Raw genomic sequence first — 15954 nt, forward strand, 5'->3', positions numbered from 1 at the left:
GGAAATAGAAATAGATTTAAGTGAAACAAGTAACTCTTTAACAGAAGATGAGAATCGAGCAAAAATCAAAGCAATCTTAATTACTCCTTGTAATGAGGAATGGTCAGACTCTGGTCTTGCACTTAGAGTAGTTTCAAAAATTTATAAAGGCTATATAAAGGAACAAAAGTATATTGAAGCGGGAGGACACTATGCGGGATAAGTAGTGTGCATGTTATCCACTGAAATGTCTGACATCCGATAACATAATATTCACGCAGCGGGCATACGCTCTTGGTCAGGCATTCGCCGGACACTCGACATGCGTCGGGTCGTGAATACGGGAACGTTATACGTAATACCGGAAAAACATATTTAAAAGCTAGACCAGACAAAGGGTTAAGTGATTTAACGTTTTGCGTTATACTATGAAGTAAGAATAGGAGGCGATTCATCATGAGCCTGGAACAAAAATTGATTAACGACTTTTTGTCTTTGCCCCAAGAAAAACAAATGGAAGTCATTGATTTTGTAGAGTTTCTAAAGACCAAAAATGTATCTCAAACAGAGTCTATGATGGACGACATCATTAACGAGAATTTAGAAGCGCTTAAAGAACTCGCTAAATGAAAACTATTACGATTGACCAATTGCTGATCTATCATCAAAAGATCATGAAGGTAACTGGTGGAGCGGATGGCGTCAGAGATCAGGGCTTGCTAGAAAGTGCATTGGGTAAAGCTGAACAGACTTTTGATGGTAAAGAATTGTACCCAGGACTAACAAGGAAAGTTTCTGTCGTGGCTTTTTCCTTAATCAAAAACCATGGATTCGTGGATGGAAATAAACGTATCGGAGTAGCCGTTATGCTGCTTTTACTCCGATTAAACGGATATTCTATTCGATATAGTCAAGACGAGCTGGTTCAATTAGGGTTGGGAACAGCAGAAGGCAAATTAAATGAAAAAGATATTGAGGAATGGATTATAAGGCATCGGGAATAAAGCTCGGTGTCTTATTCTATATCTTTTTGAATATTTAAAGAAGACCGGTACTACGTCTAACATAATATTCATGCTGCGGGCATACGCCCTTGGCCCGGCATTCGCCGGACACCCGACATGCGTCGGGTCGTGAATACAGGAACGTTATAAGAACTCGGCGAGTACTTATTAAGACTTTTCTAAAGTGAGGGAGCTTCTCATTAAATTCATATCAGAAAACACGTTGGATCGTATTTCTTTGCATGATTGTGTAATTGAAGCTATTTCAATAGAAGGTCAGAATTTGTCTCTAATATTTGAGCACATAAATGTACTATCAAATCACCCAATGAATAATACAGGACTCCATATGTATACAGGAAGAGCAATAATTAAATTTATAGATTATGAACTTAAAGAATCTCTCTTATACGATACGTCTAAGGTAGAAGGCAAGAAGCGTATAATTGTAGAAGAAGATGCGCAAAAGGTCAAAATACCAAAGTTAGAATTATTGGTAGGTTTTGAAATACTTAAAAGTGAAGAATTACACGTATCAGAAGAATCTTTCACACAAAGATTTGATGGAATAGCTTCGCGAAAATATAATTCTGATTTTGGTTATTGTGTAATTAAGTGTAAGAAAATAGTGATCAAGTGGAATGAGTTTATTGATAAGGCTTGGTTTGAAGATAGATGATTTTGAAAGTAATGCAATAGAAGCTGCGGACATTCGTTCCTGGCTCGGCATATACCAGACACCTGACATTTATAGAATAGTGAATGCAAGGACGTTATCAAAATATTTAAGAGCATTGAAGAAAGCGAGGAAACCAATTGAATATATTCGAAGGAAATGGAATAAAGAAAGCAAGCCAATATCCACTCGAATTACAGGGTGTAAGAAGCTTGCAAGTTTCTTCAGAGTACAATAAAGAATTAATGAAGATAGAAAATAATCAGAAAGAGTATAAATTAATGATTAAACAAAATTGGAGATCAGAGAAGCTTATTTTAAAATCAGTCAATAAAAAAAATAACTTCTGATAACCATATATTTAGACTTTGGAAATTCATTTTTAACCCTAGTCGTGTTTTCCAACCTTATCACTATCATAATCTATTCAACTGAGAACAAAGAAACTCCCTCCAATGCAGCATGTTCCGTTTCAGCGAACAAGCTGCATTGGAGGGAGAATTACTTTTAAATAAACAGACAGGTCTGTATAATTAAAGGGTTAACGAGACGCTACTTGAGTATCTAGGAAGTGCAGAATAAGCTTAACGCTAATCTCCAGATCTTCTTCAAGCGGAAAATGTCCCGTATTCAACAAGTGCACGTCAACGTTTTGAAGATCTTCGGTGTAGGCGAGAGCCCCTTTGTAGCCGAAGAAGATATCGTGCCGTCCCCAGGCGACCAGAACCGGCGGCTGATGTTCACGGAAATATTTGTGCCAGGTCGGATATTCCAGCAGGTTATTCTGATAATCATAGAACAGCGCAAGCTGGATCTCTTGGTTGCCTTCCCGGGTCAGATGAATCTGATCGTTCCTCCAATTGTCCGGGCTGATTGCTTCAGGATCGCGCGTTCCGTTCACATATTGATGCTTCGTGATCTCGAGAGATAACAGGTCGATTACTCCCTGACGGATCTCCGCATCGTCCGGGTTTTTCCAATAAGCTTGAATCGGAGCCCAAGCGGATTCAAGACCGGATTCATAAGCATTACCGTTCTGCGAAATGATGGCTTGAATGCGTTCCGGGTGCATAATGGCCAGGCGATACCCGATCGGGGCGCCGTAATCATGCACGTAAATGCTGTATTGCTCCAAATTCAGCTGCTCGGCGAAGGCGTCGATCAGATTGGCGAGATTTTCAAAGGTGTACGTGAACTCGGCGGTAGTCGGCTGATCGCTGCTGCCAAATCCCGGGTAATCAGGGGCGATGACATGGTAACGATCTGCGAGTCGCACGATCAGGTTGCGATACATATGCGAGGAAGAAGGAAATCCGTGCAGTAACAAAACAGTTGGATTCTTCCTATTTCCAGCTTCCCGGTAAAAAAGGTTTAAGCCGTTTACCTGAGCATACTTGTTTTTAACGTTCATTTTAAATCACCTCGATTTTGGATTTGAATGCAATACAAATTTCGTATTATCGTAACTATACATACAGGTCTGTATAGTTACAAGTGTTTTTTTGTTTGCAATTCTTTTTTGTTCCCCTTACTATACTTATACAGAGCTGTATACATTGGAAATAAACAGAATAACTTTTGGAATGGAGATAATCAGGTGGCGAACAAAAGCAAAAAGGAACAAATCATTCAGGTCGCCTCAGGGCTATTTAACCAACAAGGCATCCGCGGAACAGGTGTCGATCAGGTTGTGGCAGAATCTCAGGTTGCCAAAATGACTTTATATAATCATTTTCCATCTAAGGATGAACTTGTATTATCTTACTTGAAGAGGCAGAATGAGGAATGGATGGGATGGTTCAAATCTTCTGTCGATAGCCGAGGTGGAACGTCGCAGGAGCGTTTGCTGGCTGTATACGATGTGTTAGGAGAATGGTTTGCAGAGCCGGATTTTACCGGTTGTGCCTTTATCAAAGCGGCTTCGGAATTCTCGGACAGCAGTCATCCATATCACAAGGCTGCTCACCAGTATAAGACTTATCTGCGGGAATACATTGCAGAGCTGGCAGCCCAATGCGATTTCCGGCAGCCGACAACCGTCTCGAACACGTTGTATTTGCTCTTGGAAGGGGCGATAACCGCCAATATGCTGGAGACCGACCGAGAATCTGCCCTGCATGCTCGCGAAGCAGCCGAAATTTTGATCGAACGTTTTTCAGAAACGTCCTGACTCGGTAAGAATCTGGCTTTATAAAAGAAGTCGACAAAGAGATTATACATCTGCAGGACAAAGATTAAAGCTTAGAGAAAAGCAAAAGAATATGTAAAAGGACTTAGATGAGCGATCACTTCTAAGTCCTTTTTGTACAGCAGGAAGATTCTCGTAATTCCCAGTGCATGATATACTTGGAAGGAAAGGGGGAGGAAATTTAAAGGTCGATTTGAAGACTTTGCTTAAGAGAAGAATTTAAAAATATCACCAGATGAAGGAATTAGCAAAGTTTTTAAATAAGACCTTGTGAAAAATCAAAGGAGAAACAAAAGTGGAAAAAACTCGTGAAAAAGTTTTAACATTCAGAATGCCGGATCTCCACTCCTGGGTCCCAAATAATCTTATGAATATCAATTGAAAATTATTCTTTTGTTCTTAAATTTTCGATCATTGCTGATTTAATGACTTGTTCTTTTTCTTCTCCTCCAACTAAATATTTAATTTTTAAGCTTCGATTAGAATCAGGTCTTACATTTGTCATAGAGATTTCCAAAACCACTCTGCTTTCACCTTTAACTTTAAATCCTTTGAGATCTTTAATTTCACCTATATCTTCCCGTGGATATACGCCTATTCCTTTGAGAGCATCGGCGCCATGAAATACATAATCAATCCGATCATCTAAATTGACTGGTTCTTCATTTTGTTTAACTAACTCAATAGACTTAATAGTTGCGGAGTTTTTCCCAGTCCATTCAATGGGCATGATAATAAAGTATTTTTCATTATCTTCAAATTCTTGCGTGGAAAGGGATCCTATTTTAAACCCATTTGAATTTTCTTCACCTATGCTAGAACATCCAGTTAACAAAAGTATCAGGATAAGTAAAAAACTAATCTTTTTCATTTACTCTTCCTTTCCGATTCTTTTACCATATTTAACCTATTTTCATGATTTGAACATGGTTAAAATAAAATGATATTCCAATGAGGCGGTATGAATGAATAAAAAATTATTATTTTATAGATTATGTACTCTAGTTGTATTGATACTTGCGGTTTGTACTTGCATAATTATCACCGAAAAGCTGAACAGTAATGCTAAGCAGATTAATGCACTGCAAAGCAGTCTAGCCGAGCATCAAAAAATAGAAAAAGAGTTGAATGTAGTGAATACCAGCTTGCAAGAATCGCTCAATAAAGCTCATGAAACAACCAACACTTTAGAGAAACAAATTGAAGAAAGTAATCATTATGGCGACTATCAAGGTAATAAGGATTTTTCGGACATCATTAACGACAACCCGATTGATAAAGATTACGAGCGGGAACTTGAAAAACTTCAAGAAAGTGCCCAGTCTACAACTTTAGAATGGGGTGCCTTGCAGACGAAATATATAACAAAATGGCAGAATGAAATGGATGCGGCACTTGATCATTTGTACAAATCATTAGATGAAGAGGATCGGATGAACCTTGAGCAAGCTCAAAAAAGTTGGCACTCTTACATAGAGGATAATAGTAACTTTGTCGGTGATCGGTTCGTTTATGCTGGACATTTCGGTACTCAAGGTAAAGTGCATTTAGCAGCAGTTGAATTAAAGCGGACAAGAGAACGGGCAATCGAACTTATGGAGTATATTTTTAGTGTGGACAGAACCGCAGTGAATTTTGTATATGAGGATCAAAAATAATGAAGCATGTGATGACCTTGTTCCCTGAGTATTTTGATTCCATTTGTTCTGGATGTAAAAAGGTTGAAGTGCGTTTGAACGATGAAAAAAGAAGAGTTATTAGTGTGGGAGACACCATTCAATTTGAATGTTTACCCCATCGAGAGAGAACTGTAAAAGTTCTAGTTGAAGAATTATACAAGCACGAGACTTTTGAAGACTTATATCGATCGATTCCTTTTGCAGATATGGATTGTGAAGGATGGACAATGACAGAAATGATTGACGGAACATATGAAATTTATACGCCTGAACAAGAACTTAAGTGGGGTGCACTTGGAATAAGAATTAGGTTGAACGTTGAATATAAGGGAACTGACCACCCCCCCAACGTTGGGTGACGAAGCGCCGAATCCTAATCGGCGCTTTTGTTTATAGTGGGAGCTTTTTGGAAGGAAAGGGGAATAGAAAAAGATGGATAAAAGGCTAAAAAACATGTTGTAAAAAGACAAAGAGAAAGCATAAAATGAAGAAGGAAAAGGTCATTAGAATTAAGAAAATAAGTAAAAACATCATGGATTCCTACATAAATCATCTAATTGAAAAGGAGAATGAACATGGGATTAGAAATGGAGAAATTGAATTTGAAGATGAAGGATATTTCAGGATCAACACTCAAAGAGGTGAACGCAGAAGGTGTGAATTTTGATGATATCAATCTATCTAAGTCAAAAGTGAATAACGCTAATATGAGTGGTATGAACTTCAATGATATCCATGCAGGAGAAATGCAATTCACCAATACTAATCTGTCGGGGACATCAATTCAACATGCCAATATGAGTCATATGAGAATTGATCATGTTCATTTGTTTGGAACTGAATTTGTGAATATTGTATTACCTCAAGAAGGTGATGGGAATTACGATTCGGATGGAAACTATAAACCTATTGTGTTTAACAACTGCGATTTGAGTAATATGGAAATTAACAATTGCAACATCAAAGGTTTGAAAATCAATGGAGTGTTAGTTGAAGAATTATTAAAAATCAACAATTTTGACAGCTGATTGAATCAGGCGGACAATCCTGCACTGTCTAATCGCAGCAGGCTCGTTGGAGGTTTAAGGCAGACAGTCAAGGTTCGTAAACGTTGAACATCATCTAAAACTACTCAAGGGCATGTACGCAAACTCATCGACTTTTTCGATAAAATTTTTTCAACGCGTAGGCTCGACTTTTAACTTTGAATGAAAGGGTTGAATGTCAAATATGAAGTCGATTCGTAGTTTGCGTACATGCTGTAATCAATAAAATTCTTAAGGAGAACCCTTCAATGAAGAAATTTCAGGTTGGGATTATAGGGAGTGGTTTTGGTGCAAATGTACATGCTCCTATTCTTAAGTTACATCCCGGGTTTGAATTGAGAGCGACTTGTCAACCCAGTATAGAGGTTGGGAGGGAGAGAAGAGTAAGGGAGGAGGGTTACTGTTTGCTGTTGGATCCCATATGCTAGATTCATTAATGTGGTGGATGAATAAGCCTATAGTCGATGTCTATGCAGACTTAAAAACTGTAGTTCCCAAATTTGAAGGACCTGACGGTAATGAAAACAGAGATGCAGAGGACTTTTTTGCTATTATGGGCCATTTTGAAGATGGAACATCTTTTATAGCTAATTTATATTATCCAGCAGTAAGAGGAAGTGGTTGGAACTTGGAAATACTAGGGACAAAGGGAACTTTGATTATGAAAAATGATACAGACATAACGATAAGTACAGGAGAAGAGTTCCAAGATATAAAAATTGAAGAATCAGAAGAATCAGATCAATTAACTCCTTTAGCAAAACCATACTTTAAGGGACTATATCCAATGTTTGATTCGGTTTACAAGTCTATTTCAAGCCATAAACCTTATCCTAACACGCCAACTCTAATTGATGGACATCTCACACAACTAGTAATGGATGCAATTAGGGAATCTGCTGCAAAGAAGACAAGGACTATAGTAAGACAGAAGTAAGAATGAATAAATTTAAAAGAAAACAAAGTTACAAAACAAAACAAAGGAAGTGACATCAATGGATCAGGAATTTGCATTTACTCGAATTGGATATGTTTACGTACCTACAACTGAAATTGACAAATCGATTGATTGGTACACGACAAATTTAAACTTCAAGCTAATGAACAAATTCCAAGACCGTGGTTCCTTCATGGCTGTTTTGCATCATCCTCATAAAAATTCTATTGCACTGGTGCTTATCGAAACAGAAGATAGACAGCAGCTTGAAATAATAAGGAACGGAAAGCCTTTCCCGGTTATGGCTATCAATTGTCCGGATATTGAGTTCACCTATAATGACTTAAAGGGCAAGGGTGTTACGGTAGAAGAATTACATACACTTGCTGAAGGTGAAGCCAAATATTTTTATTTTCGAGATCCTGAAGGGAATTTACTAGAAGGAGCTTGGTCAATTTGGGATCCTGTAGATGAAATTAAAGACGATTACAAGAAACATAGTGAGAATTGAAGCACAGTGTAAGAAGCTCAAGGAAGGCAGCCCTATTATCTAATACCGCATTCACGCATAAGGCTGTTCTCTCGGTCTTGAGGTTCAAGGAAGTAACTGCAGCAGCTGCTTCTGGAAGTTTATGAAGATCTAGAGCATCAAGTGAAACTAGGAGGCTTATTCATGGATGATCTCAAAAATATTAATAAACCAATGAAAGCTGTTGAAATTAGCAATCAAGCTTCCCAATATGGTTTTACAGCTTCATGTGACGAGTTAACCGGAAGCTTTCTGAGAATGTTAGCAGCCGCTCGAACGCAAAGTACAATTCTGGAACTAGGGACAGGAGCAGGTCATTCCACGGCATGGTTGCTTGACGGAATGGATAGTTCGAGCGAATTGTATTCGGTTGAGATGGATGAGAACTGCTCCAACATAGCCAAGGAAGTTCTAGGCGAAGATCCGCGTCTGCATTTGATAGTTGGCGATGGCGGAGCATACATAGAAGAGCATAAAAACGAAAAATTTGATTTGATATTTGCAGATACATGGCCGGGTAAATTCTATTTGATTGAGGAAGTGCTAGGTATGGTTAAGCCTGGAGGAATCTATTTGATCGATGATTTAAACCCTCAACCCAATTGGCCCGACGGTCATGAGGACAAGGTTGCCGAATTGATTTCTTTTTTAGAAACAAGAAACGAGTTCCACATGAGTAAGCTGAATTGGTCGACAGGATTAATTTTGATGACCAAAAAAAGCTGATTGCAGCGAAATTAGAACAGAACTATCTTTATTCCATAGTACATAATAACTGAGGTTTTTTTTAATGAATATAGAAGAATATGCTTGGGATAAGCACGAACAGAAATTAAAACAACAAACTGAATTCACCTACAGCGAACCCAAAATAAAAATTGTAGATGACAGTGACTTAAGAAAGAAAATTGAAGCAGCGCTTGAAGAACTGCCACAGAAGCTGCTTGCTCAATGGGCGGTACAAGTATCGGCAGAGCATTTACATGATCTCGATCACCACTTGAAAAATGATCCGCGTATAGAATTAGGGTTAGAGACATTACAAAAACGAATGGAAGGTTCCATTGGCGCTTATGAGTTAAGGAAGACGGGGTTCATTGTGAATCAACTATCCAAGGAATCCAAAACCAAGACCAGTCAATATGCTGCACGGTCATTTGCTCAAGCTATTGCAGTAGGGCATATGAGAGGACATGCTCTAGTTAGTAGTGACTACGCAGTGAAGTTAGTAAATTTACTATTCAATAATTCTTTAGAAGCTGCAACAAGGGAAAGACAGAGACAATTGAAAATATTGAATGAATTAGAGCAAGATTTTTTGAACAAAAGAACATAGGATACGATCAAAACAACCGAACGGAGTTTACCATGCTCATTCATAAACAAGATTTCAAAGTTAAGGGATTAAGCTATACCATCAGATCTGCTGTCCATGAAGACGCCAATCGTTTGTCTGAACTCAGGGTAGAGATCGATGGAGAAACGGAAAACATGGATAGGGAAAGCGGAGAAGCTTTTATCGATCCATCAGGATTTGAAGATATTATAAAGTCAGACAGTAAACATTCGAAAAGTCTATTTTTAGTTGTTGAAGTCGAAGGTCGCATTGTTGGATTTTCACGCTGTGTAGGAAACGACTTGAAGAGAACTAGGCATAAGGTTGAATTTGGAGTCTGCGTTTTGAAAAACTATTGGGGTTACGGGATGGGGAGGAATTTATTAAAAGAAACGATCAATTGGGCAGATTCCAATGAAATAAAGAAAATAAATTTGAGTGTACTGGAAAGCAATAAGAATGCCATTGAATTATATAAATCTGTTGGTTTTGAAGTTGAAGGCCTATTGAAGAATGACAAATTACTTTCTGATGGTCGCTATTACAATACGTTACTGATGGCAAGAATAGCAGTATAAAAATCAGGCAGAGAGCTTCTACGCTCCTCTGCCTGATTTGATCCATCCACTTATTGGAGATAGATTACAGGTCCGCTCATTCTTGGCGATTTAAGGTCAAACTTGAGCCATGCCGCCATCTACAAACAATTCGATCCCGTTCACATAACTGCTTTCTTCCGAAGCTAGAAACATCACAGCGTTGGCAATCTCTTCCGTCTTGCCCGTGCGACCTAGTGGAATGACATTTTTCGACGACTCGAGGACCTGATCCAGCGCTTCGCCAAACAGATCATCATAAGCCGGCGTGTGGACTACACCGGGACTCACTACGTTTAGCCGTATACTTGTGCCTTTCAAATCCGTGATCCAGTTTCTCGCCATCTGACGGAGAGCAGCCTTCGTACCTCCGTAGACACTAAAACCCGGGTCGCCGATCGTACCTGCCGTCGAGCCGGTTATGATGATCGTTCCTGTCCTATTTGGAAACAGCGGCAGCGCCTTTTGAACGGTAAACAAAGTTCCTTTTACGTTCACGTCGAACGTCTTGTCATACTGTTCTTCTGTGATTTGACCTAAAGGCAGAATGCTGCCAAGTCCAGCGTTTGCGAACAGAATATCCAGATGCCCTTTCTCCCGCTTAACCGTATCAAACAGTTTGTCCAAATCCTTCAGATTAGAAATGTCTCCTTGAACGCCGGTTACCCGCTCACCGATCAATTGCACTGCCGCGTCCAGTTCGCTTTGCCTGCGTCCGGTAATGAGCACGTAGGCGCCTTCCGAAACGAAACGCTGCGCCGTCGTCAGTCCGATCCCGCTTGTACCTCCGGTGATTACTGCTACTTTTCCTTCGAATTTCCCCATGTCTATATGCCTCCTATAAGTTTCATCTGTCGTTATGAGTCTGTTACGAGATTTATCATAACGTTAGATAAATCATTTGACCGTAATGTGGATTACGTCCAAGACATATAGTCGGAAGGAGGAGAATATGCAGCGTGCATCAAGCCAGTTCTTTCCTTGCTTTTTCGGTATGAATCATAATCGTTCTGCGGCCGGTCACAAGAATCCCTTCATTGGATAGTTCTTTTAAAGTAAGGGACACCGCTTCTCTCGTAGCACCGATCATATCGGCCAATTCTTGATGGGTCAGGGGGATGTCGATTTTTCGGTATCCATCTTTTTCTGTGCTGAACTTGTTGGACAGCCGGTTGAGAAAGTAAAGCACTTTACCGCGCAGATCTCGAAAAACCAATTTTTCTATTAATTCATCCTGCTCACGCAGACGTTTGCTCATTTTAGCTAAAAATCGTAAAGATAATTCAGAATGTCGGCTTAACAGCGGTTCGAATTGTTCGGTAGGAATCCAAAAAACAATGGAATCTTCCATCGTCTCCACATAGGTTCCTCTTGCGCCCAGTGAGAACGTGTCAACCTCGCCGAAAATGCCCCCTTCACTGAGAATGCACACCGTATGCTGCTTGCCGGCAGAATTGGTTTTGTAGAAGCGAAGTTTACCGGAAATTACGAAAAACAAGCCGTTTCTTTCATTGCTTGGCGTCTGAAAAATAGCGTCTTTGGAGAGCGTATACGTATTTGATCTTGTGACCGATTGTGCGATATCATAAAGAATTTCTGCCGGAAGCGATTCGAATATTTTGATTTGCGGCAAAAATGAGGTTATGTTTTCGATTGTTTCGTGATGGTACATCCTGCGCCTCCTTTTCATCCTGCGAACGGCAATCGTTGTCTGCTTCGTAATCATCATAGACTACCATAATTCCCTCTTCTGTAATCCAGATTACAAAACCAACAGGCGGTGATCGTTTGATCAGACCATACGATCGCATCAAGAGATCGTTGAAGAAAAATGGGAGCTGCAGCTTTAACAAAAAAGAGGCAGCATCGATTATTCGACTTGGAGGAACTCCCAATCTATCAAGATATTCAATCGAATAGGGAAGAGGCGTTTACAGATACCAATCATAACTAGCACATGTACGTGAATTTATCAGCGGATTATAGTTGCGCAGCATTTAATCTCGTGTTTTAGTGTTAAACTAAATTTCAAATTGTAAAAGAAACAGTACAGAGATGGAAGCTTAAGCCTCAAGTCTGTACTGTTTCTTTTTAACGAACTGTTTTCGTTTTAAGATGATCCTTTTACTACCTGCATATTATTTATGAATCCTTCTTTAGGTTTAAAAATAGCAGTGAATTTATTCTTCTTCACATCATACTCAAATAATCCACGCTGATTATTCACAATAGCTAATGTATAAATCTTACTCTCATCTTGTGAATAGTTTGCTTCTCCTCTTTGTAATCTTTTGGTTCCCCAGGTGCTTTCACTAGATGTACCTTTCTTTAAGTTATAATCGATCACAGTAGAAGGGACTTGCCCTTTATTGTATTCTTTGTCGCTAAATGCAATAACATGTCCTTTTTTATTCATAAGCATTCTAATCCAATAATTTTTACTGAAAAGCTTCTTTTTTTCTTTAAGATCAAAATCAGTTTCGTAAACAGTATATGTTGGCATTTTGAAGTTATTTTGACCAACTGGCCCGTCTTGATGTGCCAGGCTGTAGTTTCTTTGTTTCAAAGAGTATGCAGAGACATACAGTTTTTCAGTATTATGATCTAGAGTTATCGCCTCTACAAGCGTGTCATCATTACTCCAAAGTGTAATCTTTTTGGTTTTAAGATCTATTGCTCCTAGTCTTATCGCTTGTTCCCCCTTTATATTGGCTACAAAAAACAATCGATCACCTGAAGGGATTACATAATTAACTGCAAATAAATTTTCAGTTAGTTGACTTGTTTTCTTTTTTGATAAGTCTCTTACAAAGATTTGATCTCCATACTCTTTATCTGTCCCAACTCTTTGTGTGTAATAAACCAATTGATTCGGTTTATCGTAAAATGCCAGAGGGTATTGCGCGGTATAGTCAAATTGAAAGATTTTTTCGGTTTTTTTTGTTGATGAATCATAACTTAGCACTTGTGTTTTTATAGCATCACTATCATCAGAAGCTGCATATTCTGAATAAGTTAATGTCACATAATCTGTGGTAGGAGCTGTTGATCTAGTTTCCTTATTAGCTGCAGAATCAGATTTTATTTTATTTGTTGTTTCTAAATTATCGTTTTTAGAAGTGCAGGCAACTAAAAAAAATAAAAGTAATAAAATCAAAAATTTAAGTACTCTTTTCAAAGATAACCTCTCCTTAGAACTCTAGTGAAAAACCAGTTATGCCTATGGCTAAAAACCATAGGCATAACTTTACATTCTCACATCTTAAAATTGATAATAATAACGACCTGGGAACGAGAGCGTATCGCTATAAGTATAACCAAATTGTTTGTTATTCCATCCCCAAAAATAGTTATCCATCACTGCATCAGGAAGAGAACCAATATCGTTTTTATATACAGTTTTTGTAATGTTAGTATCTAGGGCTCTTGCAGTGACTGGAGTTCCATGTACAGCATTATCAATTTGTCTTTTAGTTGCAATATCTCCTGCGCCTAATGTTTTCCCGCTAGAACCTATAGTTCCAGAGCCGCCAACTCCTGCACGAAATACTGTGAATCTTCCTTCACCTGTTACAGCGCCAGCTGAAACAACTACTTTTTGTCCTGAGCCGTATGTATAAGTTCCAGGTGCCAAACGCCCTGGGTAAGGGACTGTAGTGCTAGGCACAGCTGCTGCTTCCGCCTGTATAGAAGCAATACTTTTATCTAAGTAAATACGATTGATATGTCCATCAGAACCATAAATCACCACCGTGCCTGGGGAAGGTGGTGGCAGATCGAAACCAAGATCAACTACTGGCAAATTCTTGACTGAGTCAGCCACCGCCTTAAAAAAAGCATCTTCCGCAATTCTTCCTTCAATATCAGGAACTTCCTCTGTAAAGTTTTTGTTTACTTCTAATGAGCTTGCTGTATTTCTATGTTCTTCAACGCTAGTGTCATATGTAACAATGGGCTGCTGCTTGTCGTTATAAGTTAGAATAGAGCCAGGTTTAAAGGTAGTTGGAATTTGAGTGTGTAAGGAGGCCAATTGCTCAGAATATTTTTTTGGTAAAGATATTTCTGAAGCATTCGCAGCCATAGCATTTGTGGATACTGTAATGGAGGCGAGCAAACCTAAAGCGACAAATGTACTACCTTTTCTCAATTTCATTCTTTAATCTCCTTTTATGTAAGTAAAGTAAGTTGAAAATTAGTTTAAAACTTTCCTCCTTTCGAGTTTCTTGTGGAAAATTATAACATGTAATTATATTCAAAATGTTACACTATAATTACAAAATACTTTATTTTTTATAGATTCGATAAAATTAATGATAAGGAAATATTTATTAAATTTTTGTGATTCTACTTCATTTTTAAGAATAAGACTCTGAATAATATCTTATTCTCGGGCTTGTACGTAAACTTTAAGAACGCTATCGAATCTGCTAAATTGAAGACTTAAAGGCGACGATATGATTTAACCGACGAAAAATGGAATGTAAATGAGTCTATCTTGTTCCCTGCCCGCAAAACATAAGGAGGAAGGCCTCCGAAAATCGGAGACATCGACTGAATGAGTGACTTTAGGTCGTGAATTCCGGAGTAGCTTGGTATAATTTACCGGACTACTACAAACCCTGGTTTTCGGCTTGTATCTTTTTCTGGAAATTGTAAAATTCAGAACAGAAGAAAAAATTTTGAATAATGTCGCAATTGAACCGGACTTCGAGCAAATGATATTGGATATGACGATTGTCTGTTGTATATCAATATGGAACGGAATGCTCTCAAATTAGACCTAGCCAATCGCGAAATTTTAGCTGATCTGCTTACAATGCTGATGGTATTTAAGCCCTCTTACCTCTTAAAGAAGAAGCAAAACCCCAGCAAGTGGAACCGCTGTATCAAGCAACCTTACGTCCACAACACTTATAAAGAATGGTGCTTGGTCGAATGTTTTTTCAACAGAATGAAAAATGCTGGCGCTTAGCGACTAGTTATGACAAGACAGCGAAAATGTTCAAGGTTTTGTAGCTGTGATTTCGATTCGGATCTGGATTAAATAGGTTTGCAAATATGCCCCAGTAAATTTTACGTAAATGAAATTACCGAGAGAAGGCGAATCCAACTATGAGCAGAACGACCGGAATCTATGAACATAAGCAGTTATCATTGGAATATTCGATTGTGAATCCAGGCGGAAGCCCTATTCTGGTGATGCACGGCGGACATTCGAGTTGTAATGAAGAATTGGGTTACGCGGAGTTGGAGCAGCAGGGGTACTCTGTGCTTACACCGTCCAGACCCGGATACGGTCAATCGTCTTCCACTCATGGTGCAGACCTATCGACAGCGTGCCTTGCCTACATCAAACTGTTAGATCATCTTCATCTGGATCAAGTCCATGTTATCGGAATCTCTGCAGGTGGCCCCAGTGCAATCCGCTTCGCATCCCAATATCCGGAGCGTGTAAAAAGCCTTACGCTGCAGTGCGCGGTATCCGGAGAATGGCTGACATCCAAAGATAAAGAATATAAGGCCACCCAAATTCTATTTCATCCTTCAAGAGAGAAATACACCTGGAAGCTGCTCGGATCTATGGCCAGCTTTTCTCCGAGACTTGTATTCAAACAGATGGCTCCGTCGTTTAGTCAATTACCGTATGCTGCATTAAAAAGCTTGATTAGCGATAGCGACATTCAAGAGTTTAAAAAAATGATCCAACGCCAGCGCTCGGGACAAGGTTTTCTGATCGATCTAACCCATACAGCGTCTGTTACTCCTGAAGAGCTGCAGTCTATCAAATGTCCGACTCTTATTCTGCACAGCCGCAATGATGCAACCGTTTCGGTCGACCACGCCTACCATGCCCATCAGCATATTCCAAACTCCAAACTATGTGTTCTCGAGAGCTGGGGCCACTTGATATGGTTGGGCGAAGGAGCGGCAGACATGCAGGCGGAGCTAATGAATTTTTTGGATGCCCATAAGTAATCTCGATT

21 protein-coding genes are annotated in these 15954 nt (G+C 39.1%); 15 read left to right on the forward strand and 6 right to left on the reverse strand.

The window, feature by feature from the left end; all coding sequences use genetic code 11:
- From F456_RS24585 to F456_RS0119445, 5 genes are all read left to right on the forward strand, one after another.
- Positions 1-202: hypothetical protein (locus tag F456_RS24585; protein WP_040925411.1), on the forward strand; the 202-nt coding region annotated here is incomplete at its 5' end.
- Between the two features lie 233 nt (positions 203-435).
- A complete protein-coding gene (locus tag F456_RS24455; RefSeq protein ID WP_018978725.1) occupies positions 436-609 on the forward strand; it encodes a DUF2281 domain-containing protein in 174 nt (57 codons plus the stop codon).
- Positions 606-983: a type II toxin-antitoxin system death-on-curing family toxin gene (locus F456_RS0119435; RefSeq protein WP_018978726.1), complete on the forward strand. Its 378-nt coding sequence runs from the start codon at positions 606-608 to the stop codon at positions 981-983. Before F456_RS24455 ends, F456_RS0119435 begins: the two co-directional genes overlap by 4 nt.
- 223 nt (positions 984-1206) lie before the next feature.
- Positions 1207-1662 (forward strand): hypothetical protein, encoded by a 456-nt coding sequence (locus F456_RS0119440; RefSeq protein WP_229675680.1) that lies wholly within the window; start codon positions 1207-1209, stop codon positions 1660-1662.
- Between the two features lie 137 nt (positions 1663-1799).
- On the forward strand, positions 1800-2009 hold the full coding sequence (locus F456_RS0119445) for a hypothetical protein (RefSeq protein WP_018978728.1): 210 nt from the start codon (positions 1800-1802) through the stop codon (positions 2007-2009).
- Between the two features lie 191 nt (positions 2010-2200).
- On the opposite strand, the gene F456_RS0119450 is transcribed toward F456_RS0119445, so the two are convergent.
- Positions 2201-3070, reverse strand: coding sequence for an alpha/beta fold hydrolase (locus tag F456_RS0119450; protein WP_026293999.1), 870 nt, complete (start codon positions 3068-3070; stop codon positions 2201-2203).
- Positions 3071-3256: 186 nt separating this feature from the next.
- On the opposite strand from F456_RS0119450, the gene F456_RS0119455 reads away from it, so the two are divergent.
- Entirely contained in the window at positions 3257-3829 is a 573-nt protein-coding gene (locus F456_RS0119455) for a TetR/AcrR family transcriptional regulator (RefSeq protein ID WP_018978730.1), read from the forward strand.
- Positions 3830-4232: 403 nt separating this feature from the next.
- Here the strand turns inward: F456_RS0119455 and F456_RS23105 are convergent, their stop codons facing one another.
- Positions 4233-4718: a hypothetical protein gene (locus F456_RS23105; protein ID WP_018978731.1), complete on the reverse strand. Its 486-nt coding sequence runs from the start codon at positions 4716-4718 to the stop codon at positions 4233-4235.
- A 94-nt stretch (positions 4719-4812) separates the two neighbouring features.
- Between F456_RS23105 and F456_RS23785 the strand changes: the two genes are divergently transcribed.
- From F456_RS23785 to F456_RS0119505, 8 genes are all read left to right on the forward strand, one after another.
- Positions 4813-5505 (forward strand): lysozyme inhibitor LprI family protein, encoded by a 693-nt coding sequence (locus tag F456_RS23785; RefSeq protein ID WP_018978732.1) that lies wholly within the window; start codon positions 4813-4815, stop codon positions 5503-5505.
- The gene (locus F456_RS23115; RefSeq protein ID WP_018978733.1) at positions 5505-5885 is read left to right on the forward strand and encodes an ASCH domain-containing protein; all 381 of its coding nucleotides are present in this window, start codon (positions 5505-5507) and stop codon (positions 5883-5885) included. Before F456_RS23785 ends, F456_RS23115 begins: the two co-directional genes overlap by 1 nt.
- Before the next feature lie 216 nt (positions 5886-6101).
- Entirely contained in the window at positions 6102-6554 is a 453-nt protein-coding gene (locus F456_RS0119475; protein ID WP_018978734.1) for a pentapeptide repeat-containing protein, read from the forward strand.
- A gap of 364 nt (positions 6555-6918) precedes the next feature.
- The gene (locus F456_RS0119485) at positions 6919-7509 is read left to right on the forward strand and encodes a Gfo/Idh/MocA family oxidoreductase (protein ID WP_169577854.1); all 591 of its coding nucleotides are present in this window, start codon (positions 6919-6921) and stop codon (positions 7507-7509) included.
- Positions 7510-7567: 58 nt separating this feature from the next.
- A complete protein-coding gene (locus tag F456_RS0119490; protein WP_018978737.1) occupies positions 7568-8020 on the forward strand; it encodes a VOC family protein in 453 nt (150 codons plus the stop codon).
- A 162-nt stretch (positions 8021-8182) separates the two neighbouring features.
- A complete protein-coding gene (locus F456_RS0119495; RefSeq protein WP_018978738.1) occupies positions 8183-8764 on the forward strand; it encodes an O-methyltransferase in 582 nt (193 codons plus the stop codon).
- Between the two features lie 64 nt (positions 8765-8828).
- Entirely contained in the window at positions 8829-9374 is a 546-nt protein-coding gene (locus F456_RS0119500) for a putative immunity protein (RefSeq protein WP_018978739.1), read from the forward strand.
- 32 nt (positions 9375-9406) lie between these two features.
- On the forward strand, positions 9407-9952 hold the full coding sequence (locus tag F456_RS0119505; RefSeq protein ID WP_018978740.1) for a GNAT family N-acetyltransferase: 546 nt from the start codon (positions 9407-9409) through the stop codon (positions 9950-9952).
- A gap of 96 nt (positions 9953-10048) precedes the next feature.
- Here F456_RS0119505 and F456_RS0119510 read toward each other — a convergent pair whose 3' ends face one another.
- The 4 genes from F456_RS0119510 to F456_RS23795 all read right to left on the reverse strand — a co-directional run bounded on the left by F456_RS0119510 (position 10049) and on the right by F456_RS23795 (position 14123).
- Positions 10049-10795, reverse strand: a complete 747-nt coding sequence (locus F456_RS0119510) for an SDR family NAD(P)-dependent oxidoreductase (protein ID WP_018978741.1) — start codon at positions 10793-10795, stop codon at positions 10049-10051.
- Positions 10796-10934: 139 nt separating this feature from the next.
- The gene (locus F456_RS0119515) at positions 10935-11699 is read right to left on the reverse strand and encodes a Crp/Fnr family transcriptional regulator (protein ID WP_308423407.1); all 765 of its coding nucleotides are present in this window, start codon (positions 11697-11699) and stop codon (positions 10935-10937) included.
- 381 nt (positions 11700-12080) lie between these two features.
- The gene (locus F456_RS0119520) at positions 12081-13148 is read right to left on the reverse strand and encodes a hypothetical protein (RefSeq protein ID WP_018978743.1); all 1068 of its coding nucleotides are present in this window, start codon (positions 13146-13148) and stop codon (positions 12081-12083) included.
- Between the two features lie 84 nt (positions 13149-13232).
- Entirely contained in the window at positions 13233-14123 is an 891-nt protein-coding gene (locus tag F456_RS23795) for a hypothetical protein (RefSeq protein WP_018978744.1), read from the reverse strand.
- A gap of 959 nt (positions 14124-15082) precedes the next feature.
- Between F456_RS23795 and F456_RS0119530 the strand changes: the two genes are divergently transcribed.
- Positions 15083-15946 carry an alpha/beta fold hydrolase gene (locus F456_RS0119530; RefSeq protein WP_018978745.1) on the forward strand — a complete coding sequence of 288 codons (864 nt, stop codon included), beginning with the start codon at positions 15083-15085 and terminating at the stop codon, positions 15944-15946.
- Positions 15947-15954 lie beyond the last annotated feature (8 nt).

This window comes from Saccharibacillus kuerlensis DSM 22868 (assembly GCF_000378145.1).
In the GTDB taxonomy this organism is placed as follows: domain Bacteria; phylum Bacillota; class Bacilli; order Paenibacillales; family Paenibacillaceae; genus Saccharibacillus; species Saccharibacillus kuerlensis.